We start from the raw sequence: 18,510 nt of genomic DNA, 5'->3' as shown, positions 1-18,510 counted from the left end.
GCCCCGGGCCCCGGAACGACCGCCGCGGACGTCAGGAGGCGTTGACCTTGATGCTGCCGTCCTTGATGCCCTGCTCGGCCTTCTTCAGCGCGGCCTGGAGGTCGGCGTTGTCCTTGAAGGCCGGGTTGGAGTCCGCCAGGCTGACGCCGCCGTTGTCCAGGGAGCCGCGGATCACACCGGTCTGCGGCTTGCCGTCCTTGATGACGGACTTGGCCAGGTCGTACACCGCGCCCTGGACGTTCTTGAGCGCCGAGGTCAGGATGGAGTCCTTGTACTTCGCCAGCGCGCTCTGCTCGTACTGGTCGGAGTCGACGCCGATGGCCCACACCTTGTGCTCGGCGGCGGCCTTGATGACACCCTGACCGGACAGACCGGCCGCGTGGTAGATCACATCGGCGCCCGCGTCGATCTGACCGTTGGTGGCGTTCTCGCCCTTGTCGGGGCTGGAGAAGCCGCCCTCCTCGGCGGTCTGGGTCAGATACTGCGACTCGATCTTGATCTTCGGGTTGACCGACTTGGCGCCCTGGATGTAGCCGGCCTCGAACTTGTGGATGAGCGGGATGTCCACGCCACCGATGAACCCGATGTGGTTCTTCTTGGTGGCCTTGGCCGCCGCGACACCGGCCAGATAGGACGCCTGCTCCTCGTGGAAGACCAGGTCGGCGACGTTCTTGGCCTGGACCGTGTCGTCGTCGATGATGCCGAAGGTGACCTTCGGGTACTTGGCCGCGACCTGCTTGACGGCAGGCGCGTACACAAAACCGACACCGATGATCGGGTTGTAACCCGACTTCGCCAGCTGCTCCAGGCGCTGCACCTTGTCCGCGGTGGACTCGCCGTCCTGCGGCTCGATGTCCCGGCCGCTCACGCCGAGATCCTTCTCGGCCTTCTGCAGGCCCGAGAACGCGGCGTCGTTGAAGGACTGGTCGCCCTTGCCGCCGACGTCGTAGGCAAGGCCTATGCCCTTGCTCTTGCCGTCCCCGGCGGAAGAACTGGACGAGCTACCGCCACAAGCGGATACGGTGACAGCGAGAGCTGCGGTCGCGACACTCGCGACCGCGATACGGGACACCCGGCGCATGGAACGTGACTCCTTTGTGCAAGCGCCTCAACCAGGCGCTGGTTCCGCCGCAGCGTAACGCGCGTAGACATACCAGAGAACCCCACCTTGCCAGAGTGTTATGCGACCGTTTTGAACCCTTGGTGGGCCCTTGGTACGGGCGACTCCCCCTGCGGCGGGCCCGAGGGGCCCCTGACCGGGGCACCTGCGCGGCACCATAGCCCGAGGCCGGGGCGGCCCGGACGCCGTCCACCCCGTGGCCGCCACCGCCCGCCGCCACCTGGCTGCCGCCGCCGAGAAGGCGACCGAGCGACCGAGCAGGCGGCCCCTTCATACGTGGGGTCACTCAGCCGTCACGTTGCGCGGGGAAATGACGATTGTGCTTTTTTCCATGCCGCCACGCCGATGAGAAGCACGATCAGTGCAATCGATGTCGCACGAACGGACTCCCAGGCCCACACCACCGGAGATGAGGCCATGGACGCTTCGACCTGCAACCGCATCATCGTCTCGGCAAGTGTGATGACGGGGACGAGGAGTTGAAACGGGAGGCGAATCGCGCCTTGGCGCGCCATCCGGCCCGCCAGGCCGAGAGGCGGTCCCAGGATCAGGCCCGCGAGGCACCAATACAGCGTCATACCGGCGAATTGGCCCCATGAGAAGAACTCTCTGCCACTGGTCTCCGAGAGATCGACCGTCCTGAAATCGCCCTGCGCGGCCTTGGTCGAGTAGTAGAGGACCACCGTGATGAGCAAGGCGGTCGTGCCGACGACGGCGGCCTTCACTTTGGATGTGCCGGCCATGCCGAGGCAAAAGGGGATGGCCGCGTAACACCAGCCGGCGACCAGGGCCGCCCCGAGCGCCCTTGCCCATGGGCCGGCGGATGCATCGAGGAGGGGACCGCCGATTCCCACGGCGGCAGCCGAGACGACGGTTAACGACACAAGGGGCAGCGTGCGCATACGGGGACGACCTCGCGAGAGCCGGTGGGTGAGGAGCGGATGAGAAAGCCCCCGGGCCCGCATCGGGCCGGGGGCTCCCCCTCGATGGTCTCCCGGTGGCCGTGGGCACGGCTCACCGGGCGCCGGTTCACTTGGTGGCGACGGTGACCTTGCCGTCGATGATGTCCTGCTTGGCCTTGTCGACCGCCGCGACGACGTCCTTCATGGCCCGGTACTTCGGGTTGGAGTCCGCGAAGCCCACACCGCCCGAGGCGAGGTCGCCGCGCACCTCACCGGACAGCGGCTTGCCCTCCACCACCGACTTGGTCAGTTCGTAGACGGCCCCGCCGACGTTCTTCAGGGCCGAACCGAGGATGTAGTCCTTGTACTTGGCCAGCGCGCTCTGCTCGTACTGGTCGGAGTCGACGCCGATGGCCCACACCTTGTGCTCGGCGGCGGCCTTGATGACGCCCTGACCGGACAGACCGGCGGCCTGGTAGATCACATCGGCGCCCGTGTCGATCTGACCGTTCGCGGCGTTCTCACCCTTGTCGGGGCTGGAGAAACCGCCCTCCTGAGGCGTCTGGGTCAGATACTGCGACTCGATCTTGATCTTCGGGTCGACCGACTTGGCACCCTGGACGAAGCCCGCCTCGAACTTGTGGATGAGCGGGATGTCCACACCGCCGATGAACCCGATGTGGTTCTTCTTGGTGGCCTTGGCCGCCGCGACACCGGCCAGATAGGACGCCTGCTCCTCATGGAACACCAGGTCGGCGACGTTCTTCGCCTGGACCGTTTCGTCGTCGATGATGCCGAAGGTGACCTTGGGGTACTTGGCCGCCACCTGCTTCACGGCGGGCGCGTACACGAAACCGACACCGATGATCGGGTTGTAACCCGACTTCGCCAGCTGGTCCAGACGCTGCACCTTGTCCGCGTCGGACTCGCCGTCCTGCGGCTCGACGTCCCGGCCGCCGATCTTGAATTCCTTGTCGGCCTTCTCGAAACCGGAGTACGCGGCGTCGTTGAAGGACTGATCTCCCTTGCCGCCGATGTCGTACGCCAGGCCGATGCCCTTGCCCGAGTAGCCGGAGGAGCTCTTGTCCGAGCCCCCGCCCGACTCCGTGCTGGACTTGCCGCAGCCGGCAGCCGCGAGGGCGATGACCGCGACGGTCACCGCAGCTTGGGAGAATCTCGTCCTCCGAGAGTTCAGACGCAAAGCAAGCACCCCTTCGTCCCCACGGACCGTCACCGGACCGCATCCCCGACCCGCCGCCACCGCGGCGAGTTCCGGCGCACAGTAACGCGCGTAGAGAGGGGAGGGGAACGGGGTTCCTCACGGCTGTTATCGATTTGTGCCGACCGTCCGGAAAAGCTGGTCTCCTACCGCTCCGCGCCCAGCAGAGCCGCCGCCGTGAACAGCTCCACGCCGACCGTGATGGCGTGCTCGTCCACGTCGAAGTCGCCCTGGTGGAGGTCGCGCACGGTGCGGTCGCCCGGCCGGCGGACCCCGAGGCGGGCCATGGCGCCGGGCACCTGCTCCAGGTACCAGGAGAAGTCCTCGCCGCCGAGGCTCTGTTCGGTGTCCTCGACGGAGTGGGCTCCGCGGCGGGCGGCCATGGCGTCGCGCAGCAGTTCGGTGACCACCAGGTCGTTGACGACCGGCGGAACGCCCCGGATGTAGTTGATCTCGGACTTGGCCCGGTAGAGGTCCGCGATCTCGTCGATCGCCGCATGCACCAGGTCGGGCGCCTGCCGCCAGGCGTCGAGGTCCAGGCAGCGCACGGTCCCGGAGAGTTCGGCGTGCTGGGGGATGACATTGCAGGCGTGCCCGGACTCGATGCGCCCCCAGGTGACCGCGAGCCCGCTGCGGGCGTCGACGCGGCGCCCCACCAGATACGGCACCTCGGTGGCGACGCGCGCGGCGGCCGTGACCAGGTCGGTGGTGAGATGGGGGCGCGCGGTGTGGCCGCCCGCGCCGTCCAGGGCGACCTCCAGCCGGTCGCAGGCGGAGGTGATGGGGCCGTGCCGCAGCCCGATGCGCCCCGCGTCGACCTTCGGGTCGCAGTGCACCCCGATGATCCGTCCGACGCCCTCCAGGGCCCCGGACTCGATGGCGTCGGTGGCGCCGCCCGGGAGGATCTCCTCGGCCGGCTGGAAGATCAGCCGCACCGGCTGCGGCAGCCGGCCCTCACGGTGCAGTCCGGCGAGGACGAGCCCGGCGCCGAGCACCACCGTGGTGTGCACGTCGTGGCCGCAGGCGTGGGCGCGGTCGGGCACGGTGGAGCGGTAGGCGCAGTGGGCCTTGGCGTCGGGGATGGGGAGCGCGTCGATGTCGGCGCGCAGCGCCAGCATGGGGCGTGCGCCGTCCGGGTCGCCGATGTCACAGATGAGGCCGGTGCCGGTGTCGAGCACGCGCGGGGCGAGCCCCTCCTGCTCCAGCCGGGCCTTGATCGCGGCGGTCGTACGGAATTCCTGGTTGCCGAGCTCCGGATGCATATGGAGGTCGCGGCGGAAGGCGACGAGTTCGGCGCGCAACGCCTCGGGCAGTGCGCCGGGGAGCACGGCGTCCCCGGGTTGATCGGCCTCGGACTCTCTGGACATCAGTTGGTTCACCCTTTGAAGGGTAAGGCGATCGAGGGGCCGATCTCCCCTCGATCACAAAACTTTCAGCCCGTCAGGGGAAGAAAGTGGGCCGCGCACCGCATGAGCGGCGGCCGAGGCGGGTAAACTCGCCCGGCTTTCCGGGCGAAGGGGCCGTATGGGTGGTGAGGGGGGCCGACGGAGTGACCTCGGGGCCCGCACCCGGCGCCCCGGAAGGCGCCCTGCGGTGATCCCTTCTTCTGGAGGTCTGCGGCCGGGTCAGCCGAAGCGGCCCGCCACGTAGTCCGCCGTCCGGGGGTCCTTCGGGGTGCCGAAGACGTCGTCGGTCTGGCCGTGCTCGACGATGCCGCCGGGGGTCCCCTGCTCGGCGAGGAAGAAGGCGCACTGGTCGGAGACGCGGGCCGCCTGCTGCATGTTGTGGGTGACGATCACGACCGTCACCTGGCCGGCGAGTTCCTGGATCGTCTCCTCGACCCGGCGGGTGGAGGTGGGGTCGAGCGCCGAGCACGGTTCGTCCATGAGCAGCACCCGGGGGCGTACGGCCAGCGCGCGGGCGATGCACAGACGTTGCTGCTGGCCGCCGGAGAGCGCGCCGCCGGGCTGGCGGAGCCGGTCCTTGACCTCCTTCCACAGGCCGGCGCGGGTGAGGGACTCCTCGACCAGTTCGTCCTTCGTCCGGCGACTCGCGCGCGTGCCCGTCAGGCGCAGACCCGCCACCACGTTGTCGTAGATCGACATGGCGGGGAACGGGTTGGGCTTCTGGAAGACCATCCCGATGCGTCGCCGGGCCTCGGTCAGGCGCCGCTCGGGGGCGTAGATGTCCTCGCCCTCGAAGAGCACCTCGCCCGCGAGGGCCGCCGCCGGGATCAGCTCGTGCATGCGGTTGAGGGTGCGCAGGAACGTCGACTTGCCGCAGCCGGAGGGGCCGATCAGGGCGGTGACCTGGCCGGCGGGCATCGTCAGCGACACCCGGCTCAGCACCTGGTGGCTGCCGAACCAGGCCGACACCGAGCGGGCCTCGAGCGTCGCCGGAGCGGCCGGGGATCCGTCCGGGGCGGCGGGGACGGCGGTGGCAGTGGCGGTGGCGGGCAGGACGACCGTGTCGGTCAGGGAGTCGATGGTGTCGGTCACGGCGGGTACCTCGGTTCGCGGCTGGGCTGGGGAAGCGGTCAGGTCAGGTTGGGCAGCAGTTCGGTGGTCCGGGTGGCGACCTGGAGGCCCAGCACGGCGACGGCCGGCACGAAGACGATCCATGTCTGGTGGCGGCCCCAGCGGTGCCAGGTCCATACCGCGGCGACGGACGCCACCAGCAGGGCCTGGAGCCACATCACCAGCGGCCACGGCACCCCGGCGGGGCTGGCCAGCGGCTGCTCGGCCTCCGGCAGCGTGCCGGGGCGGATCACGGCCGCCGGGGTCTGGAAGGTCTCGGAGACCAGCTCGGCGTCGACACGCAGCACGCCGTCCGCCATGTAGCGGGGGCCGGTGGCCGTGACCAGCACCAGACGGCCCTTGCCGGGGGCCACCGCGGCGGGCGCCGGGTCTCCGGCCCGTCGTACGCCGATGACCCGGTACGTCGCCTTGCCCTGACCGGTCGTCACCTTGAAGGTGTCGCCCTCGGCGAGGTCGGCCAGCCGCCCGAAGGGACCGCCGTACGCGGCCGCCCGCCCCATCAGCACGCTGGTGCCGGCCTGCCCGGGCATCGGGGTGTCCCTGCGGTGGCCGGGGCCGTCGGTCAGGACGGCGGAGTCGGTTCCCTCGAGGACCACCTGCCGCACCTGGAGGGAGGGGATGTCGATCAGGGCGACCGGCGAACCGGGCGCCAGCAGCCTGCCCTGCTGGTCGGTCTGGGAGACCGGGGCCGTGCCGAGGGCGAGTGCGCTGCGCAGTTCGTCGTACGCCGTGTGCTGGGCGGCCCGTTCCTGGACGCCGCTGAGGAACAGCAGCTGGGCGGTGATGCCGAGCAGCAGGGCGGCGAGGCTGAGCAGGGCGCCCCGGGCGAGATGGCGGACGGCCGGGACGCTCCGGGCGGGTGTCCCGGGCAGGGCCCGTCGGGGCGTGGTCTGTACGGCGACCGTCACGGCGGCCCGCCTCCTTCATGGGTCTTGGGGTGTCGGGTGCCGCCGGGGAGACCGCCGTCGCGGCGGTCTCCCCGGCGGGGCGGGTCAGGTGGACTTGATGGTGAAGTTGGCGCTGCTCTTGGAGTTCACGGTCGAGGAACCCGCGTAGGTGGCGCGCAGGGTGTGCTTGCCGCGGCTCAGCTTCGGCAGGGTGATGGTCACCTTGCCGGACTTCAGCGTGCCGGTGGCGATCACCTTGGAGCCCTGGTAGATGCGCACGGTGCCGGCCGGCGTGGTGCCGGTCGCGGTGACCTTCACGGTGACCTTGGCGCGGGCGGTGTGCTTGACCGAGGCGGGCCGGGTGACGGAGACCGCCGGCGCCGCCTTGGTGATCTTGAGCGAGACCGTCGCCGAGGACGTGTTGAGCTTGCTGTCGCCGGCGTAGGAGACGGTCAGCTTGTGGGTGGCGACCTTGAGGTGGTTGGACAGGCCGACGCTGACCTTGCCGGAGGAGTTGAGGGTGCCGGTGCCGAGGGTGGTGGAGCCCTCCTTCACCGTCACCTTGCCGCCGGGGACGACGCCCTTCGGGCCGGTGACGGTGACCGCGACCTTCGGCGTCTTGCCGTACGCGGTCGCCGCGGCGGTCGCCTTCGTGGTGCTCGCGGACTTGACGTTGACGGTACCGGTCCAGGTGGCGGGGGCACCGGTGCCGTTGAGGTTGGCGGCGGCGACCGTGGCGGTGTACTTGCCGTCGGCCAGACCGCTGAAGGTGTACGACGTGGTCGCGACCGGCACGTCCTTGGCCGCCACGACGGTGCCGTCCGCACGGGTCAGCGTGACCCGGTAGTCGGTGACCGGCAGGGCGGGGGCGGCCGGGGCGGTCCAGGTCAGCGCGAGCTTCCCGGTGCCGGGCGTGGCCTTGAGGGCCGGCGCGGCGGGCGCCTTGCTGTCGATGCCCGACTGCTCCAGACCACCGAGCTTGGCGTGCTTGGCCGGGTTGACCGAGCCGTTGTACGACTCGTTCATGAAGCCGAAGTCGGCGATGACCGACTGGGCCTCGTCGGTGGCGATTTTGGCGGTGTGGCCGCCGTCGGTGACAAAGACGTCGTAGAGGTCCTTGTCGAAGAAGATGCTGGTGGGGTCGATCGCCCGGCTGGGCACGACGTTGTAGACGTCCCGGCCGAAGGTGGCGTTCTCGTAGTAGCCGCGGACCGGCTCGAGCCGGCCGTCGACGGTCGTCACCGGGTCGGTGGCGCCCTTGCCGCCGGGCAGCTGCACCGAGGCGAGGTGGGCGCCGCCGTTGGCGGCGGTCTTGCTGTGGTCCGGGGCGACCCCGTTGATCTGGGCGATCCAGCTGCCCACGGAGAAGGGGACCAGCGCGCCGTCGACGGTGACGGCGTCGTTGGCCTGGTTCTCCTGGACGGTCGGGATCTTGGGGTCGATCGTCGAGTCGTTGAGACCGAGCGTCCCGAGGAAGAAGGAGCGGGTGCCGGAGCCGTTCTGCGGGATGTACGGGTGGACGTCCTGGCCGTTCACCTGCTTGAGGTTGCCCGCGTAGATGTCGTGCAGCTGGTCGACCGTCAGGGTGTCCAGGGCCGAGCCGCGCACCGCGACGCCGACCGCGTCCCGGGCGAAGGGGATGTAGGTGAGCGCGTTGCCGGAGGTGCTCGGGCCGCCGGAGGAGCGGGCGAAGTCGACCTGGTCCTTGACGGCGACACCGGTGCCGTCGGGGAACTTGTCGCCGGTCAGCGACATGCTCAGCGCGAGACGGCCCTTGCCGGAGCCGTTGGGGCGCAGGAAGGACGGGCCGTCCGTGCGGGTCTTGATCTTGGAGGTGGTGGAGCCGGTGCCGGGCTCGACCGCGTCGTACGAGGCGATGCCCGCGCCGCTCGCCGACTTGACGGCGGAGCCGGCGTAACCGGGGGCGTCACCGGCGAGGGCGTTGAGCACGTCCTGGGTGGTGTCGGAGCCCACGCCGACAAGCTGACGGAACGTTCCGGCGGGGGTGGGGTCGGCGGACGCCGGGCTCGCCAGAGCGAGGCCACCGGCCACCACGGCGGCGGCGACGAGCGCGGCCGTAGAGCGCGTTCTACGCATCGAGAGTCTCCTGACGGTATGCGTGGAGGTGCTGTGCGTGGGTGTGTGAGAAGTCCCCTGCGTCGAGCCGGCCGAGAGCACGCCGGGAATCTGGCAGGGTGGTGCAGACCGTCCGCCCCGACTGCCTTTCGGGGCGGGCGGCCGTCTGTGGGGAGTCCGGCCCGAAAGGCCGGACCCCGGTCGGTCGGGGGTCAGCCCCGGCCCGGTGGCAGCAGCCGCCGCAGCCGTTCGGGCAGGGTGAACGCCGGTACGAGGACCACCGTGCGTCCGCCGGGAAGCGGCACCCGCAGCGGGAGACGCAGTCGGCTGCCGCCCGCGAAGGGCGCCCCCACCGCGGCGGCGGCGCCGAGCGCGGCCCCCATCGGGACGGCGTAGCGCAGCGCGTTCCCGGGGTCGGCCGGCGTGGTGCCGAGGGCCGTGGTCTGCACGGCCTTGCCGCCGTCGTAGGAGGGCGCGGCGCCGGGCGTGGGGCTTGCGTCCCCGCCGTCCGGGGCAGGCCCGCCGGAAGCCGTGTCGCCCCCGGCCGCACCGCCGGCCGACAGGTCCCCGGTGCCCGAGGAGCCCCCCGCCCCGGAGCCGCCGGAACCGAAGCCGCCCGTGCCGCCGGAGCCGGAGCCCCCGCTTCCCGCGGTCGAGCCGCCTCCCGCGCCGCCGTCCTGGGACGGGGGCCCGGTGTAGTGCTCGAGCGCGTCGGCGGCATGCACCGCGCGGGTGCGCAGATCCCCGGGCAGCGGGGCGTATCCGGCCGGAAGACGGCCCGGGTCGGCGCCGCTGATCTGCCCCTCGCCCACCGCGTACCGCAGCAGGGCCGCGTAGTCCTTGCGGGCGGCGGCGTCCAGCTCGCCCGGCCGTGCGGCCGCGTAGATCAGCTGGGCGAGCGGGTAGGCGCCCTGGGCGGTGGCCTTCACCGGGCTGATCTCCGGCGCCCCCTTGCCGGCGGCGCTCTTGGCGGCGGCGGTCAGGGAGGCCGTGGTGGGCGCGGTGAAGCGGCCGGCGGCGTTGCGCAGCCGGGCGGTCTGCAGCCCGTAGCGCTCGGCGGAGGCCGCGTCGGTGACCGTCATCACGAACCGCGATCCGACGGTCTGCGGGCCGGTGCTCTTGTACGCGGGCGGGTTGGCCAGCGCGTCCCAGGTCGCCTTCCACAGCGTGTCCGCGCGCCGGGTGTGCAGGGCGCCGGCGTGCATGTCGGGCACATAGGGATGGAAGTCGGTCATGCACTGCTTGTCGGTGGCGTCGGTGCCCGGCGGGATCGTGCACCAGGGGTCGCTCTTGGGGTAGTCGTCGGTACGGGCCGGGTCGAAGGCCATGCCCGTCGGGTTCAGCTGCGCGTCGGTGCTGTAGTACGGGTTGACGCGCATGCCCCAGTGGTCGGCGGTTCCGGCGAGGAAGCCGCGGGCGTCCTGGTCGGACAGGATCCACTGCCACAGCGCGCGGGCCGTGTCCGAGTGGCCGAGCGAGGCGATCAGATCGGTGTCGGTGGCCGGGGTCTCGGAGACCGACAGATGCTCGAACTCCGGGTTGAGGGCGATGAACTCGGGGTCGCTCGCCAGGCCCGCCGGGTTGTTCCCCGCCCAGTCGTAGCCCTTGGCGATCTGGTCGCCGAGCACCGCTCCCCAGGGGGAGTTGCGGTACGACTCGGTGAGCAGCTTGGCGACCAGGCGGGGGGTGAGGTCGATGGACTCGACCTTCGTCCCGGCGAGACTGCGGATGTCGTCCGGGGCGCCCGACTTGGGCCTGCGTTCGATGGTGAAACCGATCACCGCTCCGGAGAGCGCGACGGGCGCGTAGGTCGTGGTGCCGGACGGCGCGGTGCTGCCCTCGTCGGCGCCCAGGGCCCGGGTGGTGAAGGCGAGTCCTGCGGAGCCGGTGTCGGCGAGCCGGGCGCGGGCGTCGGGCTCCCCGAGTTTGGTGTAGCCGTAGACCGTGCCGGTCGGGCAGAGGGCGGTCTGCCAGCTGGTCATGGCGTCGGCGACGAGTTCGCTGCCCAGGGTGGGCCGCTCGTCGGCGCCGAGGGCGCAGCCGCTGCCGACCGGGTTGAAGCGGAGGGGGACGGCGATGCGGTTCTTCCAGTTGGTGGAGGAGACGGGCGAGCCCGCGTTGACGATGCTCTTGTCGGCGTACGGCTCGCCGTCGAGGTCGAGGTGGCCCTGCGGGACGATCACCAGCCAGCAGGAGCGCGGCTGGGCGGTGCCCTTCTTGGCGACCTGGACACCGCAGCCCAGGTGCGGGGCCTCGTTGGCGGTCTGCACCTCGAAGTACTCGCGTCCGGTGCCGTCGGCGCCGGTGCGGGCGAAGTCGATCTCGTTGGTGGTGTTGCGGTTGTAGAACGGGTTGTTCTGGGTGTGGGTGGTGACCACGGTGCCGTCGACCGACTTGAAGGGCACCTCGCCCTGGCCGTACGGGGCGCCCGCGCCGTACCGGTCGTCCTCGCCGTAGCTCGTGGGGGCGGCGCTGTAGGTGACGTTGCGGGTGTCGTCGGTGTCGTTGCCCGGCCAGTTGCCGCGGTCGGTGGTCGGGGAGGCGCCGTACTGGCACTGGGTGCGCGGCGGGCCGGGGTTGCCCGGAACCGTGCCGTCGTCGTCGCCCCAGCACTGCATGATCTGCACGAAGTCGGTGTTGAACCGGGTGCCCGCGAAGGTGGTCGGGGTGCCGCCGGTCCAGGAGACGGTGATCGCCTGGCTGGTCAGACGGGTGGTCTGGTCGACGGTGAACTTCATGCCCTTGAACTCGCCGCGCCCGGAGACCGTGACGGCGGAGCCGGAGCCGGCGGCACCGCTCGCGGCGGTGGCGGGCTGGGCGGCCTGGGCCACGCCGAGGCCCGCGAGGGCCCCGGCGGCGGCCCCGGCCACCAGGCGCAGCAGCAGCCGGCGCAGGCGCGCCGTTCCGGCCGTGGTGTACCGGCTCATCGCGAACCCCCGTCCGTGAAGCGGCCGTGGCCGCCGCGGTCGCCGGTGCGGGCGGTGATCGCCCGGGAGACGACGGAGGGCAGCAGGACGAGCCCGAGCAGCAGCAGGGCGCTGATCAGCATCAGCGTCTGGGCGCCGGTCCAGCCGTGGCGCCCGGCCACCGCGACCGGCTGGGCCAGGGCGATGGTGCCGTCGGCGACGGTGGCACCGCCGCCGGAGGTGCCGTTCGGTGCGAGGGTCTGCCCGGTGTCGGGGTCGACGGCCGGCTGTCCGCCGCCGTCCGCGCCGGTGCCGCCCGAGGCACCCGCGCCACCCGCGCCGCCCGTGTCGCCCGAGCCACCGCCGGAGGCGCCCCCGGACGCCGAACCGCCGGTCGCCGCGCCCCCGGTGGAGCCGCCGGTCGCCGAACCGCCGGTCGTACCGCCGGTCGCGCCGCCGTTCGTACCGCCGGTCGTACCCCCGCCGGTGGAGCCGCCGGAGGCACCGCCGGACGTTCCGGAGCCGCCGGACTTGGCGCCGCCGCTGCCCGTGGTGCAGGCCGCGGCGCCCTTCTTGTCGCACTCCGCCGGGTAGGGCGCTGTCTCGGCGAGCTTGTTGCGGCCGTCGGCGGTGAAGGTCGGGTTGTTGCAGCCCTTGATGTTGATGTTCTGGGCCTGCACACCGGGGATCCGGCGGATCTGGTCGAAGCCCGCCTCGACGAGGTTGATCGGCAGCGGCGAGTAGCCGAGCTGCGGCGCCTGCTGCTGGCCCTGGCACATGAAGTAGTAGGAGAAGGCGCCGAGCGTCTTGCCCTTCTCCTTGGTGAAGGTGCCCTGCACCTTCAGCGGCAGGATCATGTACGAGTAGCTGGAGAGCGGGTAGTTGCGCCGGTCGCTGTCGTTGTAGACGCCGTCGAGCTGCTGGGTGAGGTAGTCCGGCGAGTTCTTGTTCGTGTTGATCTTCGCCTTGAGCAGCGAGACCGCGACGTTCTGCGGGGTCGGCTCGGTGTAGTAGCCGGCGCGGTTGAGGACCTTGGCGACCGGGTAGTGCGCGTTGAGCGCGTAGGAGTAGTTGACATAGCCGATCGCGCCCTCGCCGTAGCTCTGGGCCACGTACCCCGCGACACCGAGGTCGCCGGACTGGGCGATCATGCCGGGGACGGTCGGGAAGTAGGAGGTCTGCCCGCAGGCGCCGGAGCGTCCGACCTTGCGGCAGTAGTCCTGCCACAGGCCCTTGTGCTGGTTGGCCATCCACAGCGTGAACTGGGCCGTCGAACCGGAACCGTCCGAGCGGACCACCGGGACGATGGTGCGGTGCGGCAGCTGCAGACCGGGGTTGTCGGCCTTGATCACCGGGTCGTCCCAGGTCTTGATCGCGCCGGTGAAGATCTTGGTGACCACGTCACCGGAGAGCCGGAGGTTGGTGACCCGCTGGCCGTTGACCGTCAGGTGGTACATGAAGACGGTGCCACCGGCCACGATCGGCATATAGGCGTACGACCCGCCGGCCGGCCGTTCGGCGGCGGAGCCGTCGGTCGGGTTGGTCTGGAAGGGGATGTCGGAGACCGCGAAGTCCACCGTGCCGCTGAGGAACTGACGGCGGCCGTCGGAGGAGCCGGTGCCGGCGTAGCTGATCCGCATGCCGTACTGGTTGACGGCACGGCGCCACTCGTCGACGGCGTTCTCGGCCCAGGTGGAGCCGGCTCCGGCGATCGGGGTGTAGCTCTCGGCGGCGGCGGTCGTCGCCAGCGGGCCGGCCAGCAGTCCGGCGATCATGGCGAGCAGCGCGCCTAGGACCGCCGGCGCGCGCAGGCGGCGCGGACGAAGGGGCAGGTGACTGCGCATCAGTCGGTCTCTCCGGGCTTGTGTGCCGGGCCCTCGGTGAGGGGCCTGGAAGGTGTGGCGGACGGGTCGGTGGTCCCCGGGACGCTGTCGAACAGCGAGAGCCCCGGAGCGTGCAGCTCGGCGAAGCGGGCGGTGTCACGGCGTGAGGCGCGGGCCGCACGGCGGGCCTGACGGCGGCTGAGATGGCCGGGTCCGCGTCCGCCGATCACCCGGGCGACCGCGAAGAGCACGAGGACCAGGGCCATCAGGACCGCCGCCGCGCCGAAGCCGCGGGCGATGTACGCGGGCTCGGGCGACTTGACCAGGGTGAAGACGGCGAGCGGCAGCGAGATCATCGGGCCGTTCGTCGGGTCGGCGTTGAACGCCGTGATGTAACCGGCGGTGAGCAGTACGGGCGAGGTCTCACCGACACCGCGGGCCGTGCCGAGGATCACCGCGGTGGCGAGCCCGGTGCGCGAGGTCGGCAGGACCACGTGCCACACGGTGCGCCAGCGCGGAGCACCCAGCGCCTCGGCCGCCTCGGTCAGCGTGCCGGGCACCAGCCGCAGCACGACGTCCGCCGCGCGGATCACGATCGGCAGCATCATCACGCTGATGGCGAAGCCCGCCGCGAGACCGGACTTCTGCATGCCGAGCCCGAGGATCCAGGTGGCGTACACCATCAGGCCGGCCACGATCGACGGCAGCGCCGTCATCGCCTCCACGATGGTCCGCACGAACCGGGAGAAGCGGCCCGGGATCTGGTTGAGATAGACCGCGCAGGCCAGGCCCAGCGGCACGGTGATCGCCAGGGCGATGGCCATCATGATGAGAGTGCCGAGCATCGCGTGGGCGATGCCGCCGCGGGTGAGCGGGTCGAGCGGGCCGGTGGACTGCATGTCCTCGGTGAGGAAGTTGAGGTGTCCCAGCGCCTCGTGCCCGCGCCAGGCGGTGAAGCCGACGACGAGGGCGAGCGCGAAGAACAGCAGGGTGGCGGCTGTCCACAGCACCACGGTCATCACCCGGTCGCGTACGGCCTGCCGGTCCTCCTCCAGTCCGGTCAGCACCGCGTAGCAGCCGAGGAAGGCGAGGTAGGCGGTGACCACGAACCCCAGCAGGCCGGAGAACGGGGCGAGTTGCCCGAACAGCAGCACGGCGGCGCAGAACCCCGAGAGGGCGGCTCCGCACAGGGCCAGTACGCCCGAGCGGGTCGGGCCGCCGATCCGGCGGGGCCGGTCGGGGAGTCGGTCGGGCGCGGGAGGGCCGACGGGTGCCGGGCCTCCGGCGATGTGCTGGGCGGTGTCCTGGACGACGGTCATCTCATGCCTCGCTCTGGGCGCCGGAACGGGAGCGGGCCGCGATGGTGGAGGCGGTGAAGTTGACCGCCAGGGTGAGCACGAACAGCGCCAGGCCCGCCGCCATCAGCGCCGACATGCCGAACGGGGAGGCGTCGCCGTAATGCAGCGCGATCAGCGCGGAGACCGAGTTCGAGCCGGTCTGCAGGATGTGCGGCTGGATGACGAAGACCGGGGAGATGATCATGTAGATCGCGATCGTCTCGCCGAGCGCCCTGCCCAGGCCGAGCATGGTCCCGCCGATGATGCCGCCCTTGCCGTAGGGCAGCACGACCGCGCGGATCATCCCCCAGCGGGTGGCGCCGAGCGCATAGGCGCCCTCGCGTTCGCCGGCCGGTGCCTGGGCGAACACCTCACGCATCACCGAGCACTGGATCGGCGTGACCATCAGGGCGACGACGATGCCGGCGACGAAGGTGGACGCGGTGTAGACGCTGGCGGAGGCGAGCGGGTCGCCCGGCTGGGTGCCGTCCACCGTGAACAGGGGGATCCAGCCGAACCAGTCGGACAGCCAGCGCGACAGCCCGATGACGTTCTGCTGGAGGAGGAACAGCCCCCACAGGCCGTACACCACCGACGGCACGGCCGCCATCAGGTCGACCATGGTGACCAGGGTGCGGCGCAGCTTCCGCGGCGCCACATCCGAGATGAACAGGGCCGTCGCGATGGCCAGGGGCACGGAGAGGGTCACCGCGACGGCGGCGATCAGCAGGGTTCCGGTGAGCACGGCCGCAATGCCGAAGTGATGGACGTCCGGCTGCCACTCGGCCGTGGTGAAGAACGAGAACTTGGCGACGCGCAGCGCCTGCCCGGCCTTCAGCAGCAGGAACAGGCCGACCGCCGCCATGACGGCCAGGACGACGACACCGGTGGCGGTCAGCTGGAGACGGAAGAGCCGGTCCCCGATCCCCCGCGCGGAACGGGGCCGCCGGGGCGTCTGCACCCCGAACGCCATTGCGTCGGCATCCGTTGCACCGGCATCCGATCCGCCGACACCCGGTCCGCCCGAACCCGATCCACCGGCATCCGATCTGGCCGCATCCGGTCTCTCGGCATCCGGTCCGCCCGAACCCGGTCTGGCCGAACCCGGATTGGCCGAACCCGGTCTCTCGGCGTCCGGTTCACCGAAACCCGATCCACCGGAACCTGATCTGGCCGGATCCGGTCTCTCCGCGTCCGGTTCGCCGGAACCCGGTCTGTCCGAATCCGATTCACCGGAACCCGGTCTGTCCGCGTCCGGTCTGCTCATGTCCGATCGTTCGGAATCTGATCTTCCGGAATCCGGCACGTCCCAGCCCGCTCCGTCCGCAGCTCGGTTGCTGCCGGACCCCTGATGCGTGGCCGCCATATGTGGTCCCCCCACTGCGGAAACGAATCTCCCCGCGTGGAACCGGTCGGTTCCACGCGGGGAGATTCAATGGCCGGATCATGGCGGGCCCACCCGCGCGATATGGACAACTCGTGAAGCGAACACGTCCGTTCGGTGCGGGAGATGTGGGGGTCTCCTGGAGATGCGAAGGAAGGCCTAGCGCGGCGCCACCGGTGACAGCCTGTCCACGTCCCGGGCCGTTCCCGTCACTCCGGACAGAAAGCCCTGGGCCCGCGGTGAGGCGTTCTCCGTCAGCCATGCGGGGTCGATGTCGCACACCGCCACCCGCACCTCGGTACCGGCCAGCGCCAGCGGCAGGGTGTGGACGACGGTGGACGGAAAGCTCAGGATCGTACGGCCGGTGGGCCCTCGGCGGGCGATCAGCTCCAGGGGAAGCTCGGGGCGGACCACCTCCAGGCCCGTCTCGACCGCCAGCGCGTGCAGTTTCTCCGGGCTCTCCCGGCGGTGGGCGAAGTAGCGGCGGGCGCCGTGCGCCTCGGCCAGGGCCCGGACCGCCTCCAGATAGTGCCGGCCGTCCACCACACCCGTCTCCACGAGGGAGGTGCCCACCAGATCCGCGCCCTTGGTCAGGAGCGGGGGCCCGAACCGGGAGCGGGTCCAGGCGAAGTCGTTGGCCGTGACCGTGACCCCGGGCGGAGTCTCCTCGATGGGCATCGAGGAGAAGACGTTCACCGTGCGGCGCGGGCCCGGCCTCAGCCGGCGCCGCGCCGACGCCGACACCGGCGTGAAGAGCAGATCGCGGGCGGCCGGCCGGCCGCCCTTGCGGTGCCAGCGCACCAGGCGCTCGCCACGGGCGAGCTGGGCGACGAACTCCATCGTCGCCGTGCCGTCGTCCACCACCACCAGCTCACGGGCCCGGGTGATGGTCAACAGCAGCTGGACATAGCGGGAGAAGGGGTCGCCCATCACCACCCGGTACGCCCCGCGCAGCAGCGGGGCGAGGCCGCGGACCGTCTTCAACGGGGCCGTCGCGCCGCCCCGCGCCTCCTCCCAGCGGACCTCGTGGCCCTCGTCCCGGGCCAGCTGCGCCATGCGGCGCAGCTGGCCCCGGGTCATGGGGTCGGTCGGGGACAGCACCACCAGGGTGAGTCCCTCGCCCTCGGGCAGCCCCGTCGCCCCCGCGCCGTCCGCCGTCGTACGCCCCGCCCCGGACCGCCGTCCCCCTTGTGCGGGGATCGCCACCGCATGTCCGGGCGCGCCGTCGCCCTTTGTGCGCAGGGCGTGCGCATGGGCGTGCGCCCACTCCAGGACGTTCAGGAGCTGTACGGGGCTCTCGACGAAGGCGAGCGTGGTGTGGCCGGCGGTTCCGGCGCGGGGGTTCATCGGCGTACGACCGTCCCGTAAGGCACTCAGACCGACACCGGCTCACCGGCGGCCGCGGCGATCTCCGCCTCGGCGACCACACCGGAGACCCGGCGGAGCTTCTTCATCGGGCCGAGCTCGGAGTCGTAGACCTTCTTGACACCGTCGCCCAGCGACGCCTCGATGGTGCGGATGTCGCGGACCAGGCGCTGCAGGCCCTGCGGCTCCACCGAGGCGGCCTGGTCGGAGCCCCACATGGCGCGGTCCAGGGTGATGTGGCGCTCCACGAAGGTGGCGCCGAGCGCGACCGCGGCGAGCGTGGTCTGCAGGCCCGTCTCGTGGCCGGAGTAGCCGATCGGGACGTTCGGGTACTCCTGCTGCAGGGTGTTGATCACGCGCAGGTTGAGCTCCTCGGCCTTGGCCGGGTAGGTCGACGTGGCGTGGCACAGCAGGATGTTGTCCGAGCCCAGGACCTCGACCGCGTGGCGGATCTGCTTCGGGGTCGACATACCGGTGGACAGGATGACCGTCCGGCCGGTGGCGCGCAGGGCGCGCAGCAGTTCGTCGTCGGTCAGGGAGGCGGACGCCACCTTGTGCGCCGGGAGGTCGAACTTCTCCAGGAAGGCGACGGCCTCGGTGTCCCACGGGGACGCGAACCAGTCGATCCCCTTCTCCTTGCAGTACTCGTCGATCTGACGGTACTCGTCCTCACCGAACTCCACGCGGTGGCGGTAGTCGATGTAGGTCATCCGGCCCCAGGGGGTGTCGCGCTCGATGTCCCACTGGTCGCGGGGGGTGCAGATCTCGGGGGTGCGCTTCTGGAACTTGACGGCGTCGCAGCCGGCCTCGGCCGCCACGTCGATCAGCTTGAAGGCGTTCTCCAGATCGCCGTTGTGGTTGATGCCGATCTCGCCGCAGACATAGACCGGGTGGCCCGGACCTGCGGTGCGCGAGCCGAACTTGCGGAGACGGGAGGTGCTGCTGCTCATGGCA

Annotated in this window: 13 protein-coding genes; all 13 read right to left on the bottom strand. The window is 71.2% G+C overall.

Annotated elements, in window-relative coordinates:
* Positions 1-31 precede the first annotated feature (31 nt).
* A complete protein-coding gene (locus tag CP978_RS20975) occupies positions 32-1,081 on the bottom strand; it encodes a BMP family lipoprotein (RefSeq protein WP_043443280.1) in 1,050 nt (349 codons plus the stop codon).
* 332 nt (positions 1,082-1,413) lie between these two features.
* The gene (locus CP978_RS34955; RefSeq protein WP_052454218.1) at positions 1,414-2,022 is read right to left on the bottom strand and encodes a hypothetical protein; all 609 of its coding nucleotides are present in this window, start codon (positions 2,020-2,022) and stop codon (positions 1,414-1,416) included.
* Positions 2,023-2,149: 127 nt separating this feature from the next.
* Complete coding sequence (locus tag CP978_RS20965; RefSeq protein WP_043443278.1) at positions 2,150-3,181, bottom strand: BMP family lipoprotein; 1,032 nt, start codon at positions 3,179-3,181, stop codon at positions 2,150-2,152.
* 206 nt (positions 3,182-3,387) lie between these two features.
* Positions 3,388-4,608, bottom strand: a complete 1,221-nt coding sequence (locus CP978_RS20960) for an amidohydrolase (RefSeq protein ID WP_043443276.1) — start codon at positions 4,606-4,608, stop codon at positions 3,388-3,390.
* A 258-nt stretch (positions 4,609-4,866) separates the two neighbouring features.
* Positions 4,867-5,616 carry a phosphate ABC transporter ATP-binding protein PstB gene (pstB, locus tag CP978_RS20955; RefSeq protein ID WP_207312947.1) on the bottom strand — a complete coding sequence of 250 codons (750 nt, stop codon included), beginning with the start codon at positions 5,614-5,616 and terminating at the stop codon, positions 4,867-4,869.
* 161 nt (positions 5,617-5,777) lie between these two features.
* Entirely contained in the window at positions 5,778-6,686 is a 909-nt protein-coding gene (locus tag CP978_RS20950) for a sortase (protein WP_043443274.1), read from the bottom strand.
* Between the two features lie 84 nt (positions 6,687-6,770).
* Positions 6,771-8,762: an Ig-like domain repeat protein gene (locus CP978_RS20945; RefSeq protein WP_052454217.1), complete on the bottom strand. Its 1,992-nt coding sequence runs from the start codon at positions 8,760-8,762 to the stop codon at positions 6,771-6,773.
* Positions 8,763-8,953: 191 nt separating this feature from the next.
* Positions 8,954-11,668: a hypothetical protein gene (locus CP978_RS34950; protein ID WP_170307430.1), complete on the bottom strand. Its 2,715-nt coding sequence runs from the start codon at positions 11,666-11,668 to the stop codon at positions 8,954-8,956.
* A complete protein-coding gene (gene pstS, locus CP978_RS20935; RefSeq protein WP_150478269.1) occupies positions 11,665-13,491 on the bottom strand; it encodes a phosphate ABC transporter substrate-binding protein PstS in 1,827 nt (608 codons plus the stop codon). Before pstS ends, CP978_RS34950 begins: the two co-directional genes overlap by 4 nt.
* Positions 13,491-14,789: a phosphate ABC transporter permease PstA gene (gene pstA, locus CP978_RS20930; protein WP_063839068.1), complete on the bottom strand. Its 1,299-nt coding sequence runs from the start codon at positions 14,787-14,789 to the stop codon at positions 13,491-13,493. The genes pstS and pstA overlap by 1 nt, the downstream gene beginning before the upstream one ends.
* Position 14,790: 1 nt before the next feature.
* Positions 14,791-15,780 (bottom strand): phosphate ABC transporter permease subunit PstC, encoded by a 990-nt coding sequence (gene pstC, locus CP978_RS20925; RefSeq protein WP_043443272.1) that lies wholly within the window; start codon positions 15,778-15,780, stop codon positions 14,791-14,793.
* A 570-nt stretch (positions 15,781-16,350) separates the two neighbouring features.
* A complete protein-coding gene (locus tag CP978_RS20920) occupies positions 16,351-17,538 on the bottom strand; it encodes a hypothetical protein (protein WP_043443270.1) in 1,188 nt (395 codons plus the stop codon).
* Between the two features lie 26 nt (positions 17,539-17,564).
* A complete protein-coding gene (locus CP978_RS20915) occupies positions 17,565-18,506 on the bottom strand; it encodes an N-acetylneuraminate synthase family protein (RefSeq protein ID WP_043443268.1) in 942 nt (313 codons plus the stop codon).
* Between the last annotated feature and the right edge of the window lie 4 nt (positions 18,507-18,510).

Origin of the sequence: Streptomyces nodosus (assembly GCF_008704995.1) — a bacterium.
GTDB classification, from domain to species: Bacteria; Actinomycetota; Actinomycetes; order Streptomycetales; family Streptomycetaceae; genus Streptomyces; species Streptomyces nodosus.
This window is presented reverse-complemented; position numbering and strand designations above follow the sequence as displayed.